The following is a 21,362-nucleotide window of genomic DNA, read 5'->3' as shown; positions in this document are numbered from 1 at the left end:
GAGGAATATATATGTCGGAATTAAACCCACTATTAAAGCAGATTGATAATGAATTACATCGATATTTAGCATTTGATAATACAAAGAAAGTTCATGAACATTTATTAAAACATGCTACTGAAATAGCCTTAAGTGAAGTAATCTCTGATGTTTCTGTGACTGATTTAGACATTTTAAATCTGATAGCAGCTCATTCAGAAATTAGAATAAAAGAGCTAGTTGAAACTGTCTACTTCCCTCAAGGAACAGTTTCAAAAATAGTTAATCGGTTAGTAAAAAAGAGATTGGTAAAAAAATATCACCACACCGATAATAAAAAAGATGTGTATTTAAAATTAACTGAATCTGGTCAAACTTTGACTATTTTACATGTGCAGTATCATAAAACAGAGAATCAGAAACTAAATAAAATAGGCACAAGATTTAGTAATAAAGAACTTGCAAGATTTGCAGAAATGTTAAAGGAAATTAATGAGTTACGTGAAAAGTAACAATCGAAAAAAGTTCTTACGGTTGGGCTAATATTTTATGAGTATCTGACCGTCTAATAATGAATTAATTTTGACAACTTTTCAGAATAATTTTACATTATTATTACCCGCAACCATCTTTTAGACGATGAGACTAAAGTGAGCATTAGTCTTTCCTAAAGTTACGCCATTTTTTTGAAAGACGAGTTGCCTGATATTAATTTCCATGACCAATATAGAGACAATTATTAAGGTTCCTCCAATTAACAAATTGTAGCTTAATTCTTCGAAACCAAGGGTAACTGAAAATAAACTTGCCAAATAATGATTCAGTCATTAAAATAATCCCTGATGAAGTAGCATCAGTATACTTTTGACCAATTACTTGTAATGTTTGTCCCTCGAAAGAAGCTAAAACACCTATTCTTAGATCCTTCTTTGTTAATTTATGTAATCTTTTTCTAAAAAATATATAAATTAACCTCGCAAATATTGCTCCTCGCAAGGTGTTGATTACACCTGAAGGCATATTCCCCTTAAGAGCCATTTTAATCAAAATATAGCTACTTCCCCAAATAATTGCAGTTAAAAGTAAAATTAAATTAGCTTGCCATTTTTTCAATTTCATAGTTCCCTTCTTAAATTAAAATAGCTCCCAAAATCAAAGTATTCTCGTTCACTTTGTGGGAACTTTTAAAAACTTTTCATAATCTACACACTATATCTTAGCTAACTTTCTCAATGACCAGCGTAACAGTAAAGGTGCTAATAATGTTGCAATCACTATTACAAAAATAATATCAATATACAGATTCTTATCAAGTAAATGTGCATTGAAGCCAATTTGAGCCGTGATTAAGGCCATTTCACCACGGGCAATCATGCCTGTTCCAATCACCCGACCACTATCTCTATCAAAACCTGCTATTAGCGAACCCATTTCACCACCTAACCACTTAGTTAGGATAGCAAGAATAGTCATAATAACAATGAAAGGCAGTGAAACAAGAAAATTATTAAATGAAACACTTAACCCAATGCTAACAAAGAATACAGGTACAAAAATTGCATTACTAATTGGTTCGATATTAGTATTAACAATTTTTTTAGTAGGTGTTTGCCCGACAGCAATCCCTGCAAAAAAAGCTCCAATTGCACCAGATAGACCAACTACTTCAGCTATGTAAGCCATTGACAAGCAGATAATCATTGCTGAAATAGTTCGACTGGTTGGAATTAGTAATTTAGTACTTAAATACATGATACTTGGGGCAATCCAACGAACAAGAAGGAAAACGCCTGCAAAAAATAGACCTTGCAAAACTAACTGTAATAAAATATTATTGGGACTTTCTTGGCCACCAGTTCCACTATTACTGCCCACAATAGCTATCATTAAACTTAATAATAAAACACCTAGAATATCATCAGCAACTGCTGCTCCTAGAACAGTTGCCCCTTCTTTACTGTTTAATGCTTTAAACTCTCGTAGTACAACTACAGAAATGCTGACAGAAGTAGCGGAGAAAACAACGCCAATGAATAATGCTTCTTGAAAATGATACCCAAAGCAAAAACTAGCTGTACCCATTACAATTACAGGCAGTAAAACACCCGACAACGCGACCGCTAGAGCAGGTTTAAAATATTTTTTAAGTTGCTGCATGTCGCTTTCTATACCAGCCATAAACATAAGTAAGATTACACCTATTTCAGCAAATTGTTCAATGAGATCTGTTGGATGAATAATGTTTAAAACACCAGGACCAATTATTATACCAATCAACAGTTGGCCTAAAACCGCAGGAATTCCGACTCTTGCGGTTAAATGTCCAGCAAGAGTAGTAAATAATAAAATAATAACTAGGGAACCAATAAATGACATACAATGCACTCCAATCTAATAGCCTCTCTAACAAATTATTATACAGATAGTCTTACTAGTTTAAAACTGAAAGCTCATGTTTTATTTCTGCTATATCTTCCACAGGAGCTAACAAAATTAACCTATCTTTTGGCTTTAGTATTAAATCACCCTTCGCAAGAAGTTCAGAATTATTGCGTAATACTTTAATCAAAATCACGTTTTGTGGCCATATAATTTCTCTGACTTCTTTATTATTTAACTCACCAAGTGGAGATACAAGAAATTCAAAACTTACAAGTCTTGAATCGATATGTTTTAATTCATGTTTTAAATCAATTCTCTTGGAAAGTGATTCATAAATTGGTGCCCCTCCCAAAATATCGACCATTAAATAGGCAACTAATGAAACGAAGGCTAATGGTAAAAGATGAGATAGTGAACCAACCATTTCTGTTATTAAAATCACTGCTGTAAAGGGTGCCTTACTGATACAAGCAAAATATCCAGCTAATGAAAAAATTATAATATTTGGCAAATATAATGCTGAAATTAGATTACACATAATCATTAATTTTCCGGCAATTAAACCAATTAATGCACCTAAAGTCAATATTGGCATAAATATTCCACCAGGTGCCCCAGAACCAAAGGAAATTGCAGAAAAAATGAAGCGAATTAAAAGAAAAGCTATCCCAACTGATAAACTGATTTTAGTTGTAGACAAAACTTTAATTAAGTTTTCCCCGCCTCCCAATAATTGAGGGTAAAAAATTCCTATAGGAAGAATTGACATTAACATAACGATAATTTGATTCTCTCTCGGAATTCGTCCAAGAAAATTATAAAGAAAATTTATATTTAGAGTTGCTTTTTGATAGAAATACCCTAAGATACCTAGAATTAATCCTAAAATTAAAAGAAGCCAGTAATACCTTAATGGGAAACTATTCTCATAATGAATATACAGTACAGGTTTTAATCCAAAGAATTGATCAGCGACCATATCTGAAATTAGGCTTCCGCTTAGGGCTTCTATCCAGAGTATGGAAGAAAAGCTATGTGATATTTCTTCAAGAACAAACATTGTGCCAGCTAAAGGAGCCCCAAAAGCGGCTGACAAACCAGAAGCAGCTCCAGTTGCAACAAGTAAGCGCCAATCATTGTCAGTTAGTCTAAATTTTTCAGCATAAATTTGTCCGACAGCTGCACCTAATTGAACAGATGGACCTTCACGCCCCAGAAAACCGCCGGTACCTATAGATAAAGAACCTGCAATGAATTTTGATACCAGAATTGAAATAGGATTCAACTTCAATCTATCAATTAATTGCAGTTCAACCTCAGGAATACCAGAACCCATTATATGTGGATTGAACTTAATAAACTGACCGATTATAAAAGTTAATATTATAAAAAATATAATGATTAAAATCAGTCCTGAAATGCTAGTTCCAGCAAAATGATATAGTTGTTTCCATATAACTAAAAGATTGTTAATTGTAAAACGAAAGAAACTTATTATAATGCCAACAAACAACCCAACAAGTAAACCTCTTTTTACTGCGATAAGTCTTGTCATCTAACAAACCCTCAATACGGCAATGAATTTTATAAAATATAATTTTATTGTACATCAAAATTTGTTAATAAATATGGGTATTTCCTCAAGTTTCTGTATTTCGAGAAATAAGATTAGATTACAGGGAGTTACCACGCCTTTTATCTACTTTTTTATAGATTGTTCATATATTTTTCCAATAAACTATTCCCCAATTTAATAATGTCAATTTTCCCATTGCTAAAACACCAAGTAAGCATAACTCCACGAATGATAGATTCAAATTCTTGATAAGCAAGATTATTATTACTAAACCTATCCGTGATTTTTTTAATTTCATTTGAAAATATTCTTTTTTTTGAATGATTCCCAGGCGTACTCATGTTTGCTTGAAGATTTGCTACAAAAGCAATTGTGGTTACTTCAAGGCCAACTTTTTTTGTAAAATCCAATTCAAAAATTCCAATTTTTAAAAGTGTTTTTTTCCAATCCAAATTAAGTTGTATAACTTCCTGAATTTTATTACACATATAATTATTGAAATCTTCATAATAAATAGCACTAATAATTTCTTCTTTTGATTTGAAATGAACATAAAAAGTTCCAGTGGATACATCTGCTTTCTTAGCAATATCTGAAATTTTTGTTTTTTCGACACCAGTGCAATTAAATAATTCAATTGCGGCTTGAAATAAATTTTTTCGGGTTTGAATTTTTTGCTGAGCTCGTTTCATACGAATCCTCTTTTGACATTATTTTATTTATATTATACACTGAACGAGTTCAGTGAACAAGTTCATCTAAAATATAATAATCCTAGGAGTGAGTGCTTTGTTTTTCTTTATTCTAACTTATAAAAAACCTTTGACAGAAGTTGAAAAATTTTTGGATAATCATAATGAGTACCTTGACAAGTTTTACAAGGAAGGAAAGTTTATTTTTTCTGGAAGAAAAAATCCGCGCACAGGAGGTGTTATTCTCTGTAATGCGGATAATTTAGAGGAAGCTAAAAATATTTATTATAATGACCCCTTTTATAAAAATGGAATAGCTAATTATGATGTTATTGAATTTCAACCAACAAAGTTTAATAATACGTTCGAACAACTAATTAATAAAATATGAGAATTAGCTAATTCATAAACTGAAAAAATCACTTCTTAAATATACATGGAAGTGATCTTTTTATTTAAACTTAACTACATTACAGGCAACTTATTTATCTTCTAAAAATTAATCTACATAATTAAAAGCTTATTTTAATTAGAGAATATACTTATCCAACTTTATTTGGTATCAACAATGAGAAGATAATTCCTAATAGGGAAAGAAGTCCGGAACCTAGCATTGCTGCCTCAAATCCCTTTGAGAAGCCAACAACAGATAATGAATTGCCCACAGCATTAAAAATCATTACGGCCACCATCACTCCCACTGCTCCACCAAATAATCTAAACATATTATAAATTCCAGATGCTTTACCAATCTCGTCCCTTTTAACGGACCCAACAACAGATTTTTGCAAGGCTGGCCCTGCCATTGAAAGTCCAGTACCTGCTAAGACTAACGGAATAATAATTAATAAATAAGAAGTACCTACCCTGAAATAGATTGCAATCCAAATATAACCAATGCCCTGTAATAATAGACCAATAATTGAAATGATACGTTCTCCAAATTTATCAACTGCATTTCCTGCAAATGGTGCGACCAAGACCAATGTCCCAGTCCATGGTAGTAGTTTTAGACCTGATACAAGTGCACTTGAATGATTAACAAATTGAAAATATTGCGGTAAGAAAAAAACAAAACCATACATTGAAGCATATAACAAAAATGTCGAAATGTTTCCGCCATTGAAGGAATTTGATTTAAAAAATTTCAATGGGACCATTGGTTCCGCTTCATTTTTTTGATGTAAGATAAAGATAATACCCATGATGATGCTTATAATGCCTATGAATAATACCTGTATCTGCACATGTAAGGTTTTACTTTCAGACAGAGTCCAGATAATGCCAGCTGATGAGAGAATAATTAAGATTGCATCAGCAATACTGACAAATACTGTATCTTTCTTAGATTCAGGCAATTTCTTTTGTGACAAATAGATAGCAACTAATCCGATTGGGACATTTATCCAAAAAATCCATTGCCATACTAGCTTAGCAACAATAAACCCACCTAGTGCAGGACCGATAATCAATGCAAGACCACCAATACCACTCCAAATTCCTAATGCCTTACCTCTTTCTTCAGGTGCTAAAGCTGATGTTAGAATCGCCATAGACATTGGTGTTATAACTGAAGCTCCTATTCCTTCGATAATTCTTGAAAAAATCAGAAAATTAATATTAGTAGATAATGCACATAGTATAGAGCCAATCACAAATACTAAAATACCAAAATTATATACTCTTCGGTGTCCAAAGTAATCACCAAAAGAAACACCTAGAAGTAATACTGCTGCTATTGTGACATTATATGCATTCAGTGCCCACTGTAATTGATTAACCGTAATATTAAAGTCGTTTCTAATAGCAGTTGAAGCCGTTGTAACAATCATTGAGTCCATCATTGACATAAAAAATCCTAAAGATGTTAATACTAGTACCCAAGTTGAATTTGTTTTGTTCATTTTGATACATCTCCTTAATTTTAGCTATTTTATTAATTTAAATAATCGATTTACGCCTAAGAATAGAGTAATCTTTAATACAATTTTCTTAGCAGTAAAGTTTAATAGTACAAATACTTTTGAACTATTAATACAACTTAATATATTATTTAATTAATGTCAAGTCGCTTTTTTAATTAGACAAAAAAACTGTTATCAATAATATTTTATTGATAACAGTTGGTATTTGGTAAAATGATTGTATTATAAAGATTCTAAAAAGTTATTGATATATTTGACAAAGGTATTCTCGTTTAACGAAACATATTTCTCTCTTGATTCCTTGCGAGAGTTTATCAAACCTGCTTCTCTTAATAATTTAAAATGATAAGATCCCGCAGATTTGCTCATTTTTACAACCTTTCCTATTTCGCCACAAGTAATTTCACGATTTACTTTTTTTAAATACCTAAGTATTTCAATTCTAGTTGGATCAGCTAAAGCTTTAAAAATTTTAATTCGCATTTCATCCATTTGTTTTTGGTTCAGTTCAATAATCATACAACTATTGTATTTGAATATTAATTGATTTACAAGTTATATAGTCAAATAAATTAATTTTTTGTATTGTTATTCCATATACTCCATAACTAAAAATTATTCGACTTAATATCTATAGTGGTTATTATAAATAAAAATCCTTGAAGTAATTAATGCGACTATCCCACCACAAATGACAGAAAGCCAAATATATTTAGGAATTATTAATATAAATAGCAGACTGAATGCTAGAAACTCTAGGAGAAAATAAATTAACAATCTTTTTTTCGAGATCTTTGGTTTGTCTTCAACTGCAGCGGTCACCTTTTGGGACAGGATTGAAAGAGAAATTACACCAATCATGAAACTAACCCACAAAGGATTCTGAAAATTGATTATTTCTCCGTAATTCTTAAAAGATTCGTACACTAAAACTATAAGAATAAAGGAAATTTCAATTATGAATGCTATTTTGCAATTCTTTATTAACTGTCCTTTGAGCCTTTCATCTTTAACCTTCTTCACGTTCAAATTCCTCCTTATTTACCCAAAAAACTTCATTCAGTTTTTTATCAAGTTTGTAACAAATTCTTAGACAAAGACTGATTGATGGATTGTACTCACCTTTTTCAATCAGACTCATTGTCTGACGCGTAACGCCTACAGAAGAAGAAAGCTCTTTTTGAGACAAACCTGCTTCAACTCTGAATACTTTTACCTTATTTTTAAACATAGATGCTAGCACCTTCTTAGGTAATATATATATTACCTAAGTAGTGAAGTAAAGAAGAAATAAATATTTGTTTTACCCCCAACCCCTTAAATTATATTCCGCTAAACAAAAACCCACTGTTCAATAATTCTAACAGTAGGTTTAATTTAACTTTATTTATTAATTAATAAACTTCTTGAGCTAACAAGGCCGTTTGGATTACCTTGCCCAATCGCTTGATACCCTCTTCAATTTTATCTTCCGACATATTGGAATAATTTAAACGAAAAGTTCCTGGTTTTGGATGTTCACTGTAGAAAGGCTCTCCTGGAACAAAGGCCACTCGTTGTTTAATTGCTAAATCAAATAGAGCTTGAGTGTCTTTAATTTCTGGAATTTCTACCCAGATAAACATCCCTCCTTCTGGATAGCTGCATTTTGCATTCTTAGGAAAGTATTTTTGAATGGCTGCCATCATCAATTGTTCTCGTTTTTGATAAAGACTAGAAATTAATTTAATGTGCTCGTCGATATCAAATAACTCACAATATTTAGCAATAATGTACTGTGATAAACTATCTGTATGTAAATCCGCTGATTGCTTCATCATCTTGTATTTATTTATCAGTGATTCATCAGCAACAATCCAGCCTAAGCGCATACCCGGGGCCAAAATTTTAGAAAAGGTTCCCATGTAAATTACATGACCAGTTGAATCTAGTGATTTAACTGATGGGACGTTTTCACCCGCAAAGCGAACTGCTCCGTATGGATTATCTTCAAGTACCATAACATCGTATTTATCAGCTAATACTGATAATTTTTTTCGACGATCTAGAGACATTGTACGTCCAGTTGGATTTTGAAAATTTGGAATTGTATAAATTAATTTAGTTTCAGGATGTTCACTTAATGCCTGTTCCAGATGATCCATTCGCATGCCATCATCATCCATGTCAATACCGACAAAATTAGCACCATAAGATTTAAAAACATCTACGGCACACAAATATGTTGGACTTTCAACAATAACTGTATCACCAGGATCTATAAATATCTTTCCGGTTAAATCAAGTGTTTGTTGTGAACCAGTGGCTACCATGATATGGTCAGGGCTTGTATCAATACCCTCTAATTTCACTCGCTCTGCAATAATTTTTCTGAGTTCTGGGATTCCCTGTGAAGAACCATATTGAAGTGCAACTTGCCCACATTCATTTAAAACCTTAGCTGTTGCTTGAGCAATCTGTTTCACTGGAAATAATTCTGGGGCAGGCAGTCCACCGGCAAATGAAATAATGTCTGGACTTTCAACGACTTTTAAAATGTTTCCAACTGGGTCAATATCTGTTTTTGGTACACGACTTGAAAAATGATAATTCATGGGTAACCCCCTCTAGATTTATTAATAGAAAGATTTTCTATTAATTTAATTGCAACCAAATTAATGATATCCCAAAAGAAATGATTAGTAAAATTCATTTTTGTCATATTAATATGAATAGAGTTCATCACTGGAATAAATAGTACCTTAATAAGTTGCCCCGAGTCTTTCCATTCTATTTTATATTCTGCATATTTGATATAATAATATTAACTATTATTATTATATACGAGGCAGATATCTTGGAAATTAAAATGAAATTTCATCACATTGGAAAACCTGTAGCTCTGGAAACAATCAAAGATAACATTGATACAAAATATAGTGAACTTTATGACATGTATTCTCTGGATATGGAAAACAATCTGAGTTTACCAATAGAACTTCATGCTTTTGGACCTAAATCTAGTTTGGATAAAAGAATCCAAACTATGCCACATGTTGCTTTTACGGTCAATGACCTTAACCATGCTTTAAAAGAAAATGAAATTATCATGCCCAAGTATACTCCTTTTAAGGACTATACCTGCGCAATAATATTGGTGAATAACCAACCAATTGAGTTGATTGAAACTACCTTAACTGAGCGCGAAATATGGGGTAATGGAATTTTTAAGGACAGTATCTTATATCCGAATAGTTCAAAAACGAAATAAGTTTGCTACTGCAACAGGTTATTCAATTACGAATCTAATCATGTTTTGCTTGAAAGGAGAAAATAATATGGCTTCAAGTGAAGAATTTATGCAGTATGTTGTGGATCAGCTTAATAGTGCGGGCACAATCACTTATAGAAAAATGTTTGGGGAGTATGGACTTTACTGCAATGGAAAATTTTTTGCGCTTGTCTGTGACAACCAACTTTTTATCAAAGTTACTAAAGAGGGGCAAACAGTATCGGCGAGTCTAAAAAAAGCACCTCCATATGAGGGTGCCAAGCCCTGGTTTTTAATTTCAGAACTTGATGACAAAGAATTTCTTTATCATCTTACAACTGTGACATGTGAGGCTTTACCTTTTCAGAAATCTAAAAAGAAATCCTAAAGTTAAGTACTGATAACAAGTTTATACGAAATAAATAGTGAGGCTGGGTCAAAATTTAACTTCCGGCCCCACCTCACTTTATTTTTTAATACTGTCTAATTGCTTTTTGAAATACTTGCTTATCTAGTTGCTGTACAGCTTTAACGTCTTCTAATGGATTTGAATCTAAGACAATAAAATCTGCAATCTTTCCCGCTTCCAACGTACCATATTCATCATCTATCTGGCATAACTTAGCAGAGTTAATTGTTGAACATTGATAGGCTTCAAATGGAGTCATACCTAATTTGGTTAATAGTTCGAATTCAAATGGAGTTTTATCATAACCATTGAATGGGCTACCTGCATCTGTACCACAAGTGAATTTAATTCCTTTTTCAAATGCCGCACTAAGATTCACAAAAGTGTCATCTAGTGCATCCGCTGCCTTCTTTAATTCCCAATCAGGTAATACATTCTTACCAAATTTTGGAATTAATGTCTCTGCCAAAAGAGTTGGTGTTAAGTACGTTCCTCTCTCTAACATTAACTTTATATCTTCATCATTAACATAAAAACCATGTTCGATTGAGTCAACTCCTGCCAAAATAGCATACTTAATTCCAGGATTTCCTTCAGCATGAGCGGCGACAGTCTTTCTTTTATGATGGGCTTCAACAACCGCAGCACGCATTTCTTCAATTGACAATTGAGGATCGTTCATAAAGTCACCTGGTGACATAACACCACCGGTAGCCATAACTTTTATACAATCTGCTCCATTACGAAAAGCTGTTCTGGTTGCTTTTCTAACTTCATCTGGCGAATCTGTTAAATAAGACACGTTTGGACCATCTCCATGACCACCTGTCATACTTAGCGCACGTCCAGATGTAATCATGCTTGGAATTTTGCTTATTCGCCCCTCTTTTTGCGATTTTTTCAACTTTATATCAATATCATAAGCGCAGCCACATTCTCTGATATAAGTAACCCCTGACTTCAATAATATTTGTAGATTTTGGTAGGCTTCAACTGCAATTTCTGCCTCAGATCGGTTAAAATTTCCATCGAAACTGTCTGGATCACCACTAATATGTGTATGTACATTAATTAAGCCTGGCATAACATATTTTTGTTTCAGATCAACCATGATATTGCTTTTTTCAGGATTAGAAGTTCCTAAAGATATAATTTTTCCAGTGAGAGTATCTACTTTAAACCAGGCAGATTTTTGGGTTAGATTGTGTAAGCCATCAAATAGATTAAAGTTAAAGAAAGTTTTAGTTGCCATTTAAATTCCTCATTTCTAATTATTATTATAGTTTCATGATGATAAGTCTAACATATTTTTAATGAGGAAACGCTAAAAAATTATATTGTGGAGAAATTTATAATGCTTATCCATCATTTTGCTAAGTTACTGAAGATAATTATGACCATCAAATTTTTGAAAACAAAAAAAGCTTACTCACTTAATTCGAAAAGAGTAAGCTAGAGCAAGTATTTATTATTTTAATATTTATATTTCTCTGTGGTGACTACTCATCAGAGTCTGGGGCTAGAAACCCCATTCTTGTTTTTATATTAATTAAGTTCTGTGTGGTGGTAAGTTGCTCTAATAGCCAGAAAGCTACATCTAAAGCAGTTGCAGGAGAAGAAGAAGTTATAATATTTCTATCAACTACAATACTTTTTTTCTTAAGTACTATTGCTCCAAAGTCCTCAAGCTGTTTTTGTCTAGGATTATTTGGATAATAATATGTTGTAGCACTTCTTCCCTTCAAAACACCACTTTTTCCAAGCGAAAGAGCTGCAACACAAATTGCTGCAATCGGCTTATTCCTAGAGTCAAAGTAGCGAATTACATTTAAAAATTGTTCATCAAAGGCATCAGCATAAAAGTCAGCTTCTTCAAAGCCCCCTGGAATTGCAAGTGCATCGTAATCATCTAAGTTAATTTCAGATAATTGATAATTTGGTACGCAAGAATAACCCCAAGTACACTTTAAGGTGTCATGTAACCCAACAGAGAATAATTCGGTCTGACGATTTCCTTCATATAAGTTCCATCCAAAAACATCAGTAAAAACACTTGCTTCATAAGATTCAAAACCATCGGCTAACAATAACAAAATTTTTTTCAAAGAATCTCCTCCCTCATAGGAGTAATGATACAGTTTTGCAGAGACAAAGAAAAGGTATCTATAGGAATTATATATAAGAATAATTTGGTTATTTGATCTTATTTAAGATAGACTTTTGAAGAGCCTTTGCTAAACCATCAGAGTCATTTGTATCAGTAATATAGTCTGCATGTTTTTTAGCTAACTCAGAACCATTTTTCATTGCAACAGCTAATCCAGCAAAGTTAAACATGGGAATATCATTTTTTTCATCCCCAATAGCCATTACTTCATCTGCATTTATATTTAGAATTGACGAAATATCTTTTAAAGCTTGCCCTTTGTTGACAGAGAGATTCATTACTTCAAGAAAATTTATGCTTGAACGCACGATATAAAGTTCTTTAGCGAAAGTTTGTACAATTAATGGTTCAACTTTATCTAATAAATCTTTTTCGCCGACAAAAAGCCCTTTAGCAATTTCAAAATCCGCTGGCATTTCTGTGGGAGTTCGTATAAGGATTCCTGCATTATTTTCCCACGCTTGTATAACTGTCATCCTATTTACATTTTGATTGGCTGTATAGATTGTACTCATATTATCAAGAACATTAAAAGGAATATCGTGTTTTTGACCAAAATCAGTTAATGAACGGTAATGGGCATTGTCAACAAGTCTAGTATTAATGATATGACCGGCTACTGACTCGATTACCGCCCCATTATATGTGATAACATATTGCTCATTACCTTCAATCCCCAAATCGTTAAGATAATTCTTAACTCCTGCTAATGGTCTTCCTGTACACAGAACCACTTTGATGTTATGTTCCATTACACTCTTAACAGCATTGATTGTACTAGATAGCAATTCTCCCTTTGAATTTAGTAATGTATCATCTATATCAATGGCGACTAATTTGATAGACATGTTCCTCATTCCTTTCACTTATAGTAATCTGACAGCTTGAAAATGATTATTAATTAATTAGAAATGTGTTTCAAGATTATCTTATCAATACCCTATCATAATACCTGGTTCTTAAAGGGACATTATTGAAACCAGTTAGTGTCATTTTATTGACTTAGCTACTGAAAAACGTACGCATCTTTGTTCGCGAAGATTGAGTATGCTATAATTTCGACATCATATATTATTTTGACATTTCAAAAATCTGGACTTTTTAAGCGAGATGATTAAACTTGACTATTCAATATGAGAACGTTCAATTTACACCTAGACTGCCATTTAAATACTATGAACATGATGCAACAAAAGGTGTTAATGTTCCTCCTCACTGGCATCATGGAATTGAAATAAACTATTTGGTGACTGGCACTGCATTAAAGTTTGTAACAGATGGGGTTACAAAAGAATATCATCCAGGTGATATATAGGCGATCAATCATCGTGTTATTCATAGTATAAGTGGTCCTTCAAAGGTAGATTGGTTAGAATTTGGCTTAATCGTGGATGATAGTGTCCTGCAATCATCATTATTAAGTAGTCCCAATTGGCAGATTAATTTGCAAAATGAAAATTTGTCAAAATCAACTACTGCTGCATATGAAGCCTTGAAAAAGCATTTTATAGCAATTCATGATCTTATCCATTGCCAGACAAATGACGTTATAAGAATGAAAATTTTAAGTCATTTTTTCATGGTATTGGCAATATTAGCTGAATCTTTTACAACTCCTATGATTGAACAAGATATTAATCCAAATTCTTTGTTGGTTGATACAGTTATGAATGTAATTAATGAGGACTATTCACGACAAATAACGGGAACTATGATTGCTTCACAATTTCATGTTTCATTGACAACACTTAATCAACAATTTGGCTATACTGTACAAATGTCTGTAAATAAATATATTCGCTTAGTTAGGTTGTTAAATGCCAGACGTTTACTTCTGGAAACAAATAAAGCAGTTGGTTATATTGCTGGCGAATGTGGCTTTGCAAGTGATAAAACATTTTATCGAAATTTTAAAGCATGGAAAGGAGTAACACCTAGTGCTTATCGTAGAAAATATGCTCAATACCATAAAAATGATACTAGGTACTTTTAAAGTTGTCCTTTAAGACTATTCTAAATATGTTAATTTATATCTTGTAATTTATTTTTTATAAGGAGGTTTTTATATTGAACGAACGAGAGTTAATGATCGCAGGAGAATTATATAATTCAAGCGACGCGGAATTGGTGCAGATGAGGATGAAAGCAAAACAATGGACTTATCTATATAATGAAGTTATACCAGTCGATCAAGGTCCAGAGCGTAGCAAGTTACTTAATTCAATGATTGATTGTCCAACACAAGATGCTTACATTGAGGTACCGGTAAGAATGGACTATGCTTCAAATTTGCATATTGGAAGCCACTTTTATGCAAACTATGATTGCATATTTTTGGATGTTGCACCAATTAGGATTGGTAATCAGGTTATGCTAAGCCCGAGGGTTTCACTCTATACTGCTGGTCATCCAATAGATGCAGATGTACGAAACAAACAACTTGAATATGGACATCAAATTACGATTGGTAATAATGTCTGGATTGGTGGAAATACAGTAGTTTGTCCAGGTGTTAAAATTGGTAATAATGTTGTCATTGGTGCGGGTTCAATTGTGACAAAAGACATTCCTGATAATACTGTTGCTGCGGGAAATCCTGCAAGAACAATTCGCAGGATTACTAATGAGGATAAAATTTATTGGGAAAATAAACAAAAGGAATATTTAAAGAGAGGGACAGATAAGTAATTTTATTTTAATATAACCAAATTACTTCTAGTTACATTTTATCTTCTAGTCTACGAATATCTTAATAAATAAAGGGACTGAATCAAATTTTTAACTCTTTGACTCAGCCCCATATTTTTAACTAATCAGCAAATTCTTTCTCACTTTAATATAAGCTTTTTTATAAATAAGGTCTTGTAATTGAATCTTTTGAATTTTTTAATTCCTTATAAGTACCAGAGAACATGACCTTACCTCCGTTCTTTCCTCCCTCAGGTCCCATCTCAATTAACCAGTCAGCCCTGCGAATGACTTTAAGACTGTGTTCAATAATAACAACAGTATTTCCGTTTTCAATTAATTTAGCAAAAAGCTGTAATAGCCGATCAATATCTCTTAAATGCAATCCATTCGTAGGTTCATCAATCATATAGACACTGCCCTTTTTTTGTAAAAAGCTTGAGAGTTTGATCCGCTGTAATTCTCCGCCAGATAATGTTTTCAGAGATTGATTCAATTTCAAATATCCAAGACCAACATCATAAATAGCCTGTAAACCAACGGAGATTTTAGGCTCTCCATCAAAAAAGCTCAGTGCTTGGCTAACTGTCATCGATAACACATCAACTATTGTTTTTTTATTGTATTTATACTGTAGAATCTCACTGGCATAGCGAGTACCGTGACATAATTCACATTCTGATACAACGTCATCCATAAAGTACATATCATTTACTATAACACCTTTACCATTGCAGTTTGGGCAGGCCCCTTTTGAATTATAGCTGAATAGCGCTGCGCTGACTTTGTTTGCTTTAGCAAATAATTTTCTAATATCATTAAAAATATCTAAATATGTCATGGGTGTTGACCTAAGACTGATACCAATATTTTTTTGTGAAATATTAATAACGTCAACGTTTTCTTTTTCAAGCTCTAACCTAATAATCTTTGCAAGTGAGGTCTTTCCAGAACCAGCTACACCGCAAAGTACAGTTAATGAATTTAAAGGGAACTTCACAGAGATGTTTGTTAATGTATTCATGTTTTGGTTTTGTACCGAAAACCAGTTGTTAAATGTCTGGGGTTCAATTTGTTCATTTTGCTTTTCACGCAACGCAGAACTTGTAATGGTATCTGCATGTTTAAAATCATCATATGTTCCGGCAAATTGAATTTGGCCGCCAGCCTCACCGGGTCCGGGGCCAACATCAATAATATAATCAGCTTTTTCAATTAGTAAGGGATTATGTTCAACTAAAATAATCGTATTACCTTGTTTTTTTAAAATATTTAAACAATTATAGATTCGTTCAATGTCTTTAGGGTGTAGTCCCGAACTTGGTTCATCTAAAACATACATGACATCGTTCAAGGAACTTGTAATATGTTTAGCAATTCTAATTCTTTGTGCTTCACCACCTGACAATGTGTCAGTACTTCTTGCCAAGTTCAGATAACCTAAACCAATTGTAATTAATGCTTCTAAACGCTTAATAATTTGTGCAATCACATCTTCAACCAATGTACTATTAATACTTTTTATGAAAAGTATTAATTCGTCAATCGGCATGGAAACTAAGTCACTAATACTTTGCTTTTCAATCTTGCAACTAAGTGACTTTTCATTAAGCCTTGAACCATTGCAAGCGGAACATACTTCAGTTACGACAAAATTCTCAAGTTGCTTTTTGTGACGTTTCCCTTCAGAGGTATTTATGATACTTCTTTTGATTCTAGGTAATAACCCTTCGTATAATGCAGTTTTAGGCCATTTTTCAGGAGGTGATGTTAACTTTTGTTGAGGGACATAAAGAAATAAGTTGAGTTCTTCTGGTGAATAGTCCTTGATTTTTTTATTTAAATCAAACAAACCGCTATAAGCATAGCGTTTCCAGCGCCATGCACCATTACCAAAAGTTGGGAAATTAATTGGATCCTCATTCAAAGATTGGTTGAAGTCGACTAGATAATGCAAATTAATTTCTTTTGTAAACCCCAAGCCATCACAAACCTCACACTTTCCTTGGGGATGATTGAAAGAAAAAACGTCAGAATAACCAACAAAGGGTTTACCTATCCTTGAAAAAAGTAGTCTTAAAAAAGTATATATTTCAGTATATGTACCAACAGTTGATCTAATATTGCCAGACATTTTTCTTTGTTCAATTGGAATGGCTATCGGAAGATTGATAATATCGTTAACTTCTGGTCTCCCATATTTAGGCAACATATGCTGGATGTAACTTGAAAATGTGTCATTTAATTCGCGTCTTGATTGTGCGACTAACGTGTCAAAAACCAAAGTCGATTTACCAGAACCCGAAACACCTGTAAACACTGTTAATTGATGTTTTGGCACCTTAACAGAAATATTTTTTAAATTATTTTGATATGCATTTGAAATTTCAATCCATTCGTTGTCCACTTTATTACCCTCTTTCTCTTAGTCTAACAGAACCATTGCTATGTTATCATTTTTTATTTTACTAATCAAAGAATTCTCAATGAAATAAGGCTATTTACTTTATATATAAAGTCGCGGAATGAAAATTTCCAAATTAAAAAAATGAGCTACATGTATATGTACACTCATTTCTCATAGATATAAAGTTTTAAAATAGTTGTACAGGAACTATTTTTTGCTTCTAATCCAGTTACTTAACAACCCTAGTCAGAGTAATCCTTTTCCCAATCAGCTGATTGAGTGACACCAATTGTTTGAATTTTATATTCACCATTTTGTTTAACAATTTCTGCATTAGGATAGGTGAATTGCTGAACTTTGGTTGAATCCCCTGAATCTCCACTAGTAGTAAAGGTATATTTTACTGAATAAGAAACAATAGCCTTGTTCTTCCCTGATGGAGTCACTGAATTAATTTTTGAAATTTCTGAGTTATAGGTTTCAATATTATCATTCGTTTTGAAAGAATCAAAGAATTTCAATAAATCGTTGTAACTTGAATTACTCTCTTGACCAACAAAAAGTTCCGCTGTTGCTGAATCCTCTGTTCCGTATTCTGTACCAGAAAAAGCATTTCCCAACAGTTCTTCCGCATCACTTTTAGAAACAACACCTTCAAATGACGGTGAAATAGTTTGATAGCCATAGGCTAATTTATTGCTGACGTTGACTGTTTTGGATTTAACAGTCTTACCAGAAACTTTAAGTGTAAGATATGCACTTAAATTGTTACTAATTGGGTAATCTTTAAACTTGAGCTTTCCGCTATTATTTAATACACCAACTTTTTTATTGTTCAGGTAGACAGTTGAACCTTTGCTACCACTAATTGTGAAAGTTGCAATTCTTAAATTCAAAGACAAATTCTGTGATCCTGAAACCAGTGTGCTACTCGAAGTATTAACAAGTTTTTTTCCAGATATTGTTCCTCCAGATTTAAAAGTGTACAACCCAGGGAATACTGGTCCAACTTTTTTGCTATAATTTGCATTTGTAGTTGTTGTCAATTTCTTACCATCTTGATAAAAAGTGACTCCAGAATGATTAGTCGAAAGCGTTACATAAGCTGCGGCAACATTGACCTTATAGCGAGGAAAGAAGAGCCAAGCCTTTCCACTTTGTTCAATTGAGTAGGTATTGTTATATGTTGAGCCTTGCTGAAGAGTTGTTTTTAACTCGGCCAATGCTTGTTTGTTTTTTTCAAAATATTTTTGAATTGGTTTTAGATTCTTATCAGAAATCTTATTCTGTAAAGTTGGATCATTGGTTTTTATATATTTAGCCAAGCTCTTATCAGGATTTCCCATTGCTGTAATTATTCGATTGAACTGTTTTTGTGGTTGGTAATAATCTTTTAATCCAAAATAACCCCCAACTATTATTACAATAATAACGAAAAAAGCACCAATTAAGCGCTTATCAAGCGGTTTTTTAGGCTGTTGCACCGCAGTAGCATTCCCACTACGTTGCAAAGAAGATTCTGTGGTGGTAGAGTCATCTTTTTTTGTAGAAGCATTTATTTGACTCAATTTATGACCACAATTTGGGCAAAAAGCAAGACCCGCCTTAATTTTACTACCACATTCCGGACAAAATATTTCTGAGGCCATTTTTACAAACCTCCCCCGTTAAGTAATGAAGTAAAGAACGAACCAAGTGTATCTCCTAATTGAGACATAACTATTGAAAGAGCAATTAATTCAATCACAATACAGATTGCAACTGTAATTGTTGCTCCATAAATCCGATCCAGTTGATTTGCTTCTTTAAGTTCAACAACCCCACAAATAATAGCTATTTCCCAAATAGTAGAAATCAAAGTTATTATTAGAATGATGACTAACATTGAAACAGTACTTATTCCAGATAAAGAGATTAAGAAAAAAAGTATTGTTAACAAAAGAATTGAACTACTATAATGGGACAATTTATTTAGATAATCAATGAATTTTTCTTCACCTAAATTTTTACCGACTGCATGATGAATTAAAAATGCAACCCCAATCATAGCTACAGCTGCAAGCCAAATTGTTAGGATAATAGTAAGATAAAACCCAATACCAATTGAATATGAATTATTATAACTAGATGAAGTATTTGAAAATGCTCCTAATATGTTGTTAGCTGTATTTGTTGCCGCTGAAGTTGCCTTTTGAACCCAATGTCCAATACCTAAAGTAAAAAATAAACTTTCTAAAAATAGAGTTAACAAACCTGCATATTTAGTAGTTTTTTGTGCCTCAAAAGGTTTTTTCCATGATGCAAGTAACCAACCCCAATAACCTTGAAGCGCATTTTGTAAAGCCTGTGTGTCTATTGAGGAGTTTCCCCTGTTTTTTGAACTATCACTAGTTTCTGGAGATTGAGAAGCTGTAGTTGCTTCTTTTTGGTCCCCTTCGATAATCATTTTTGCACCACAATTGGTACAAAATTTAGTACTGTCTTCCATTTCTGAATGACAATTTGAACAAAGTTTCATTATGTATTCCCCCAAAATAAATATTTATACATATATGATACAACGTAAAAAAACTAACATCAACGAAAATTAAAGAAATTCTTTAATTTCTTTGCTGATTCTTAATACTTTTTTGGTTTAAAATTCCTAAGTCCCTCTTTAATTTTAAAATACGATAAACAGATTTATTAATTTGGCTCTCTTTAATTTGCTTATTTTTGACAGCTTGTACAATACTTGAAGTACCATCAACAATATTATTGCTGAGTAACATATCGTTTCCAGCTTCTACTGCGAGTAAGTCAGGTGAAATATGTTTGTCAGCCGCAAATTTAGTAATTGCTCCCATACTCAAATCATCAGTTATAATTACTTTTTTAAATTTTAATTTCTTTCGTAAAAGTTGATGGATTTTCGGTGACAATGAAGCTGGATATTCAGAATCAATCGAAGTAACAAAAATATGTGAAACTAAAACAGTTTGTGCTCCTGCCTTAATACCAGCTTTAAACGGTAAAAAATCACTATTCTCAAAATTGGTAAGTGTGCGAGTTGTTGTTGCAAATCCTGTATGAGTATCCCCAGCTGTACCATATCCAGGAAAATGTTTTAAACTAGCTGCAACTTTATTTTTTTGAATTTGTGCAACTTCCTCTTTAATAATGTGCGCTGTTTGTTTATAATCTAGCCCCAAAGATCTTTCATAAATAAAACTATTTGGGTCAGTTGAAACATCAGCTACGGGTGCAAAGTTAAGATTAATTTGTAAAGAATTCAAAATTTTTGCCGTATCTCCAGCAGCTTTGACTACACCTTTTCTACCGCCTGCTTGATAAAGTTGTTGTGGTGAAGCAAAAGTTTTGTTATTAGTCAAAGAAGGATTTGATGATAACCGTGAAACTGTCCCTCCTTCTTGATCTGTACCAATTATTAAGGATAAATTTGCCTGATTTTTATAGTTTTGCATGTTAGCAATGAAGTTTTGCTTTGTTTGATTTTTAAAATCATTTCCAAATAAAATTATGCCTCCCGGTTGATATTGTTTAATAGCTATAGCTGATTCTGATTGAGTGCCTTTTGTAGTTATAATATACATTTGTGCAATTTTTTGTGAGAGCGTCATTTTACTAATAACTTCTTTTAGTTGTTGATTATTGATTCTGTGAACGTTTTTTGCATAAACTACAGTAGAAAAGTTTATACCCCCAAAAATAAAAATTGATACTAAAAATAAAAATATCTTTCTCATTTCAACCTATCCTTTTTTAACAATTTAGTTATAAAATACAGTTAAAATTATAGCACAGTATTATTTATGGCATTTATCAACTTGATAAATACTTGTTTTCTTTTAAATAAATTGGAAGCAATATCATTTTTAATAAAGGCG

The 21,362-nt window shown here is 32.6% G+C and carries 23 protein-coding genes; 7 read left to right on the top strand and 16 right to left on the bottom strand.

Annotated features, from left to right (window positions below; genetic code table 11):
• Positions 1-11: 11 nt before the first annotated feature.
• Positions 12-491 (top strand): MarR family winged helix-turn-helix transcriptional regulator, encoded by a 480-nt coding sequence (locus tag G6O70_RS08235; protein WP_057869593.1) that lies wholly within the window; start codon positions 12-14, stop codon positions 489-491.
• Positions 492-687: 196 nt separating this feature from the next.
• Here G6O70_RS08235 and G6O70_RS08230 read toward each other — a convergent pair whose 3' ends face one another.
• The 4 genes from G6O70_RS08230 to G6O70_RS08215 form a co-directional block, all read right to left on the bottom strand.
• A complete protein-coding gene (locus tag G6O70_RS08230; protein ID WP_057869592.1) occupies positions 688-1,098 on the bottom strand; it encodes a DMT family transporter in 411 nt (136 codons plus the stop codon).
• Positions 1,099-1,188: 90 nt separating this feature from the next.
• Complete coding sequence (locus tag G6O70_RS08225) at positions 1,189-2,355, bottom strand: cation:proton antiporter (RefSeq protein ID WP_057869591.1); 1,167 nt, start codon at positions 2,353-2,355, stop codon at positions 1,189-1,191.
• 55 nt (positions 2,356-2,410) lie between these two features.
• Positions 2,411-3,916: a ClC family H(+)/Cl(-) exchange transporter gene (locus G6O70_RS08220; protein WP_233419150.1), complete on the bottom strand. Its 1,506-nt coding sequence runs from the start codon at positions 3,914-3,916 to the stop codon at positions 2,411-2,413.
• 152 nt (positions 3,917-4,068) lie between these two features.
• Entirely contained in the window at positions 4,069-4,629 is a 561-nt protein-coding gene (locus tag G6O70_RS08215; protein WP_057869590.1) for a TetR/AcrR family transcriptional regulator, read from the bottom strand.
• A gap of 97 nt (positions 4,630-4,726) precedes the next feature.
• Here G6O70_RS08215 and G6O70_RS08210 point away from each other — a divergent pair, with 97 nt between their 5' ends.
• Positions 4,727-5,020 (top strand): YciI family protein, encoded by a 294-nt coding sequence (locus G6O70_RS08210; RefSeq protein WP_057869589.1) that lies wholly within the window; start codon positions 4,727-4,729, stop codon positions 5,018-5,020.
• A gap of 151 nt (positions 5,021-5,171) precedes the next feature.
• Here G6O70_RS08210 and G6O70_RS08205 read toward each other — a convergent pair whose 3' ends face one another.
• From G6O70_RS08205 to G6O70_RS08185, 5 genes are all read right to left on the bottom strand, one after another.
• Complete coding sequence (locus G6O70_RS08205) at positions 5,172-6,533, bottom strand: MFS transporter (RefSeq protein WP_057869588.1); 1,362 nt, start codon at positions 6,531-6,533, stop codon at positions 5,172-5,174.
• 243 nt (positions 6,534-6,776) lie between these two features.
• The gene (locus G6O70_RS08200; protein ID WP_057869587.1) at positions 6,777-7,073 is read right to left on the bottom strand and encodes an ArsR/SmtB family transcription factor; all 297 of its coding nucleotides are present in this window, start codon (positions 7,071-7,073) and stop codon (positions 6,777-6,779) included.
• A gap of 105 nt (positions 7,074-7,178) precedes the next feature.
• Entirely contained in the window at positions 7,179-7,577 is a 399-nt protein-coding gene (locus tag G6O70_RS08195) for a hypothetical protein (RefSeq protein ID WP_057869586.1), read from the bottom strand.
• Entirely contained in the window at positions 7,564-7,785 is a 222-nt protein-coding gene (locus tag G6O70_RS08190) for a helix-turn-helix transcriptional regulator (RefSeq protein WP_057869585.1), read from the bottom strand. Before G6O70_RS08190 ends, G6O70_RS08195 begins: the two co-directional genes overlap by 14 nt.
• 163 nt (positions 7,786-7,948) lie before the next feature.
• A complete protein-coding gene (locus G6O70_RS08185; RefSeq protein ID WP_057869584.1) occupies positions 7,949-9,148 on the bottom strand; it encodes an aminotransferase-like domain-containing protein in 1,200 nt (399 codons plus the stop codon).
• Between the two features lie 242 nt (positions 9,149-9,390).
• Here G6O70_RS08185 and G6O70_RS08180 point away from each other — a divergent pair, with 242 nt between their 5' ends.
• Positions 9,391-9,804, top strand: a complete 414-nt coding sequence (locus G6O70_RS08180) for a hypothetical protein (RefSeq protein ID WP_233419149.1) — start codon at positions 9,391-9,393, stop codon at positions 9,802-9,804.
• Positions 9,805-9,871: 67 nt separating this feature from the next.
• Positions 9,872-10,192: a TfoX/Sxy family protein gene (locus G6O70_RS08175; RefSeq protein ID WP_057869583.1), complete on the top strand. Its 321-nt coding sequence runs from the start codon at positions 9,872-9,874 to the stop codon at positions 10,190-10,192.
• Between the two features lie 85 nt (positions 10,193-10,277).
• Here the strand turns inward: G6O70_RS08175 and G6O70_RS08170 are convergent, their stop codons facing one another.
• The 3 genes from G6O70_RS08170 to G6O70_RS08160 form a co-directional block, all read right to left on the bottom strand.
• Positions 10,278-11,465 carry a metal-dependent hydrolase family protein gene (locus G6O70_RS08170; protein WP_057869582.1) on the bottom strand — a complete coding sequence of 396 codons (1,188 nt, stop codon included), beginning with the start codon at positions 11,463-11,465 and terminating at the stop codon, positions 10,278-10,280.
• 247 nt (positions 11,466-11,712) lie between these two features.
• A complete protein-coding gene (locus G6O70_RS08165; RefSeq protein ID WP_057869581.1) occupies positions 11,713-12,318 on the bottom strand; it encodes a DJ-1/PfpI family protein in 606 nt (201 codons plus the stop codon).
• A gap of 88 nt (positions 12,319-12,406) precedes the next feature.
• Positions 12,407-13,228, bottom strand: coding sequence for a Cof-type HAD-IIB family hydrolase (locus G6O70_RS08160; protein WP_057869580.1), 822 nt, complete (start codon positions 13,226-13,228; stop codon positions 12,407-12,409).
• Between the two features lie 272 nt (positions 13,229-13,500).
• Here G6O70_RS08160 and G6O70_RS12245 point away from each other — a divergent pair, with 272 nt between their 5' ends.
• From G6O70_RS12245 to G6O70_RS08150, 3 genes are all read left to right on the top strand, one after another.
• Positions 13,501-13,695: a cupin domain-containing protein gene (locus G6O70_RS12245; protein WP_233419148.1), complete on the top strand. Its 195-nt coding sequence runs from the start codon at positions 13,501-13,503 to the stop codon at positions 13,693-13,695.
• Between the two features lie 72 nt (positions 13,696-13,767).
• A complete protein-coding gene (locus G6O70_RS08155) occupies positions 13,768-14,373 on the top strand; it encodes a helix-turn-helix domain-containing protein (RefSeq protein WP_233419147.1) in 606 nt (201 codons plus the stop codon).
• Between the two features lie 74 nt (positions 14,374-14,447).
• On the top strand, positions 14,448-15,068 hold the full coding sequence (locus G6O70_RS08150; RefSeq protein WP_233419146.1) for a sugar O-acetyltransferase: 621 nt from the start codon (positions 14,448-14,450) through the stop codon (positions 15,066-15,068).
• A gap of 160 nt (positions 15,069-15,228) precedes the next feature.
• On the opposite strand, the gene G6O70_RS08145 is transcribed toward G6O70_RS08150, so the two are convergent.
• The 4 genes from G6O70_RS08145 to G6O70_RS08130 all read right to left on the bottom strand — a co-directional run bounded on the left by G6O70_RS08145 (position 15,229) and on the right by G6O70_RS08130 (position 21,221).
• Positions 15,229-17,475 (bottom strand): ATP-binding cassette domain-containing protein, encoded by a 2,247-nt coding sequence (locus G6O70_RS08145; RefSeq protein WP_057869579.1) that lies wholly within the window; start codon positions 17,473-17,475, stop codon positions 15,229-15,231.
• A gap of 242 nt (positions 17,476-17,717) precedes the next feature.
• The gene (locus G6O70_RS08140) at positions 17,718-19,124 is read right to left on the bottom strand and encodes a zinc ribbon domain-containing protein (protein WP_057869578.1); all 1,407 of its coding nucleotides are present in this window, start codon (positions 19,122-19,124) and stop codon (positions 17,718-17,720) included.
• A gap of 2 nt (positions 19,125-19,126) precedes the next feature.
• Positions 19,127-19,993, bottom strand: a complete 867-nt coding sequence (locus G6O70_RS08135; protein ID WP_057869577.1) for a zinc ribbon domain-containing protein — start codon at positions 19,991-19,993, stop codon at positions 19,127-19,129.
• An 82-nt stretch (positions 19,994-20,075) separates the two neighbouring features.
• Positions 20,076-21,221: a glycoside hydrolase family 3 N-terminal domain-containing protein gene (locus G6O70_RS08130; RefSeq protein ID WP_057869576.1), complete on the bottom strand. Its 1,146-nt coding sequence runs from the start codon at positions 21,219-21,221 to the stop codon at positions 20,076-20,078.
• Positions 21,222-21,362: the final 141 nt, after the last annotated feature.

It is taken from the genome of Liquorilactobacillus hordei DSM 19519 (genome assembly GCF_019443985.1).
In the GTDB taxonomy this organism is placed as follows: Bacteria; Bacillota; Bacilli; order Lactobacillales; family Lactobacillaceae; genus Liquorilactobacillus; species Liquorilactobacillus hordei.
The sequence above is the reverse complement of the archived record's forward strand: the minus strand, read 5'-3'. Positions and strand labels throughout refer to the sequence as shown.

What these genes read in the sequence shown, in the direction of transcription:
- G6O70_RS08185 (WP_057869584.1), bottom strand. Translation starts at nt 9,148, where the DNA reads ATGAATTATCATTTTTCAAGTCGTGTACCAAAAACAGATATTGACCCA.
- G6O70_RS08175 (WP_057869583.1), top strand. Translation starts at nt 9,872, where the DNA reads ATGGCTTCAAGTGAAGAATTTATGCAGTATGTTGTGGATCAGCTTAAT.
- G6O70_RS08160 (WP_057869580.1), bottom strand. Translation starts at nt 13,228, where the DNA reads ATGTCTATCAAATTAGTCGCCATTGATATAGATGATACATTACTAAAT.
- G6O70_RS08135 (WP_057869577.1), bottom strand. Translation starts at nt 19,993, where the DNA reads ATGAAACTTTGTTCAAATTGTCATTCAGAAATGGAAGACAGTACTAAA.
- G6O70_RS08200 (WP_057869587.1), bottom strand. Translation starts at nt 7,073, where the DNA reads ATGATTATTGAACTGAACCAAAAACAAATGGATGAAATGCGAATTAAA.
- G6O70_RS08205 (WP_057869588.1), bottom strand. Translation starts at nt 6,533, where the DNA reads ATGAACAAAACAAATTCAACTTGGGTACTAGTATTAACATCTTTAGGA.
- G6O70_RS08225 (WP_057869591.1), bottom strand. Translation starts at nt 2,355, where the DNA reads ATGTCATTTATTGGTTCCCTAGTTATTATTTTATTATTTACTACTCTT.
- G6O70_RS08170 (WP_057869582.1), bottom strand. Translation starts at nt 11,465, where the DNA reads ATGGCAACTAAAACTTTCTTTAACTTTAATCTATTTGATGGCTTACAC.
- G6O70_RS08220 (WP_233419150.1), bottom strand. Translation starts at nt 3,916, where the DNA reads ATGACAAGACTTATCGCAGTAAAAAGAGGTTTACTTGTTGGGTTGTTT.
- G6O70_RS08230 (WP_057869592.1), bottom strand. Translation starts at nt 1,098, where the DNA reads ATGAAATTGAAAAAATGGCAAGCTAATTTAATTTTACTTTTAACTGCA.
- G6O70_RS08235 (WP_057869593.1), top strand. Translation starts at nt 12, where the DNA reads ATGTCGGAATTAAACCCACTATTAAAGCAGATTGATAATGAATTACAT.
- G6O70_RS08190 (WP_057869585.1), bottom strand. Translation starts at nt 7,785, where the DNA reads ATGTTTAAAAATAAGGTAAAAGTATTCAGAGTTGAAGCAGGTTTGTCT.
- G6O70_RS08140 (WP_057869578.1), bottom strand. Translation starts at nt 19,124, where the DNA reads ATGGCCTCAGAAATATTTTGTCCGGAATGTGGTAGTAAAATTAAGGCG.
- G6O70_RS08130 (WP_057869576.1), bottom strand. Translation starts at nt 21,221, where the DNA reads ATGAGAAAGATATTTTTATTTTTAGTATCAATTTTTATTTTTGGGGGT.
- G6O70_RS08215 (WP_057869590.1), bottom strand. Translation starts at nt 4,629, where the DNA reads ATGAAACGAGCTCAGCAAAAAATTCAAACCCGAAAAAATTTATTTCAA.